This window comes from Thiolapillus sp. (assembly GCF_048562965.1).
GTDB classification, from domain to species: Bacteria; Pseudomonadota; Gammaproteobacteria; order Chromatiales; family Chromatiaceae; genus Thiolapillus; species Thiolapillus brandeum_A.
In genome coordinates this window covers 1-2605 of the sequence record NZ_JBHNMF010000470.1, presented here as the reverse complement: position 1 = coordinate 2605, position 2605 = coordinate 1, and the positions used below count along the sequence as shown (strand labels likewise).

Here is a 2605-nt window from a genome sequence, read left to right as displayed (position 1 = left end):
CCATTGTCACGCCAGTCCCTGAATGGTTTGAGATAGGGTTTTAAGGAACCCAGTGAAAGTGGGTTAATCTCACCATCTTCACCACGGCGCAGACGGTTTCCATAAGACGATGCCGTCAGGTTCCGATCGTATTGGCAACCAACCTTGAGCATCCATAGTGCCGACAACACATGAAAATCAAGACTGACATGGGCCATGAGTCGGAACTCGGCCTTGGCCTTCTCTTTTCCATCTCGTTCTCCGAGTGACGCACAAGCATGCTCCCATGCTTCAGCAGGTGAAGAAAATATCAGGCTACCCTTACTTGAGTTACTTTCAGGCAGGTCGATGGATTTGGGAACCAATGTCCAATTACCGAGGAACCCTTCTTCTCTGATCCAGTATTCATCATCGCTATCAAGTCTCGTCTGTAAGGATCTCAGATTATCCAAGAGCTTCTCTTCGTAATCTGCAATGGATAGTAGTGAACTGAGTGACGAGTAATAAAAATCAACCTTAGCCTTACGATAGGCTATCCCCAAGTCATGTATGGAAAATGACACGCCGCTCATTGCATACCCTACCTTTGCACAAGCCGGTATTTTTGCAAACGGCTATTCGGCTTGTCAGGGATGGTCATTTCGATCAATCCTGCTTGCAGCGCAGGTTGCAAGTAGCGTTCACGGAAGGATTTGCGGTCAGACAGCCCCAAAGCCGCCATCAAATCACTGCGACTCATTTCGCCTTGTAATACGCCCAGCAAAGCCTCGACTTGGGGGGTGAGTTGGGGGCTGTCTTGGGGGGTAGTATCCTGCGTCGCCTTGATAGTTTGCAGCATGAAACGGAGAAATGGCGCCGAATCCCCCGCCTGAGTGCTTTGATTGAGGGCGTCATAATAGTCCTGCTGATGTGCGAAGATCATGCTCTCGATGGGCAGATGCTCGAATACCGGACTCCATTGGTACAGCAACAAAGATTGCCAGAAACGCCCCATTCGGCCATTACCATCCTCGAATGGATGGATGAACTCAAATTCGTAATGGAAAATAGAGCTGGCAACCAGGGGATGAAAATCAGTTTGTTTCAACCACTGGAAAAGATTGCCCATCAACTCGGGCACGCGGTTTGCCGGTGGCGCTATGTGTACGACTTCGTTTTGTCCCATCACGCCAACACCCCGCTGGCGGTAGGATCCGGCTGAATCCAGCAGATCCTTCATCAACAGGGCATGCGCTGCCAGCAGATCCCTTTCCTGCAGTGGATTCCATTCTGGTAACTTTTCGTACACCGCCAGGGCATTTTGTACTTCCCGAATCTCACGAGGCGGGGCAGCCACCCGTTTTCCTTCGAGTATGGCGGTAATCTGCTGTTCATTCAGAGTATTGCCCTCGATAGCCAGGGAGCCTTGAATGGTGCGAACGCGATTGACCCTGCGTAACCGCAAAGCCATGCCCGTAGCCTGCATTCGCCCGACGGCCTCGGCAATAGAAGCCACCAGCGAGAGCATTTCGGGGGTGATACTGCATGGCGGGATGTAATGCTTCACAGAAAATGCCCCTGCCGATGTGTCGCCATCCCTTTCATTTGGCGCTCAACCCCACCACCTTCTTCAGCGCCTTGCCAAATTTCTTGTAGTTCACCTTCACGCCATCATCGAGGTCGATTTCCACTTGCTGGGTGGCCAGTGAGTAGAGTACATCTCTTTCGTAGTCCTCTAGCTCGAGAATGATTTTTTTCAGTTTTTCGATCTCTTTCAGTGCCCGGGTCTTTTCACCCTTGCTGGCACTGGCACTGATACTGACGGCTTCCAGGTGATCCTTACGGGAGGCAAGCTTGGCGCGGAACTCGCGCAGGTAATCATTGAGCACCACGCTGACGGTATCAGGACGGTAGCGGTGCATATAGATGAGTGCGTTGAAACTGCCTTTGGGGCTGCTGAACAGCCAGTAGATCGGACGCTTTTTATAGCGTTTCACATGATCCGCATAGAAATCCTTGAGGAAGTACTTGCGGATGTTCTTGCCAATGGCCTGCTCGATAAATTCAAGGTTTTCCTCGTAATGCTCTTCACCAAATGTCACGCGCAGGAACTTGTAGAAACGTTCCGTGATGTCATCGGTGAACCAGTTGCCGTCGAGCATCGGAATCACATTATCGTCGTCCGCACGGAAGGAGGGTTCTGGGATCTGCTTCAGGTAGTCATCAATGGTCTCGCCCTGGTTGGCCAGAATCAGCCCCGGCTTGTCCAGCGCATAGCGCCCAAACATGCAGCCCACGGCGTAGGAGATAAACTCCTTCATGGTGTCGAAAAGCAGCAGCGCTTCCAGTTCATCCTCACTCTTGTCGCCGTTGTAACGGTAGTGCGGGTTACAGGTCAGGGTGATTTCGTTGAGCGGTACCTCGGGTGTTAGCTCATCCTGGAGGCCATAGGCATCGATGAAGATGCGGTTGTTTTCTTCCTCCAGACGCTGCATCTCTAGGGTCATAGCCTGCCAGTGGGCACGGAGTTTCTGGTAGGTGGCCTTTAGGGTTGTCTGCCTGTAATCGGGGTTCAACAGCGGAAGGCTGGCGAAGTCCCAGGAGGTCTCAAAGGCATTCCAGTCGGATTTAGAGCTTTTAATTAATC

The 2605-nt window shown here is 51.7% G+C and carries 3 protein-coding genes and 1 pseudogene; 1 reads left to right on the top strand and 3 read right to left on the bottom strand.

The features are described 5' to 3' along the window. Both ACOCD2_RS16485 and ACOCD2_RS16480 read right to left on the bottom strand, forming a co-directional pair. A partial coding sequence (locus tag ACOCD2_RS16485; RefSeq protein ID WP_305803431.1) for a hypothetical protein occupies positions 1–551 on the bottom strand: 551 nt, incomplete at its 3' end. An 8-nt stretch (positions 552–559) separates the two neighbouring features. Then, positions 560–1315 carry a Fic family protein gene (locus ACOCD2_RS16480; protein ID WP_308334846.1) on the bottom strand — a complete coding sequence of 252 codons (756 nt, stop codon included), beginning with the start codon at positions 1313–1315 and terminating at the stop codon, positions 560–562. A gap of 73 nt (positions 1316–1388) precedes the next feature. Here ACOCD2_RS16480 and ACOCD2_RS16475 point away from each other — a divergent pair, with 73 nt between their 5' ends. Then, positions 1389–1517 (top strand): hypothetical protein, encoded by a 129-nt coding sequence (locus ACOCD2_RS16475; protein ID WP_305802955.1) that lies wholly within the window; start codon positions 1389–1391, stop codon positions 1515–1517. 42 nt (positions 1518–1559) lie between these two features. Here the strand turns inward: ACOCD2_RS16475 and ACOCD2_RS16470 are convergent. Next, positions 1560–2605, bottom strand: a pseudogene (locus ACOCD2_RS16470) (SAM-dependent methyltransferase); the annotation flags it as partial.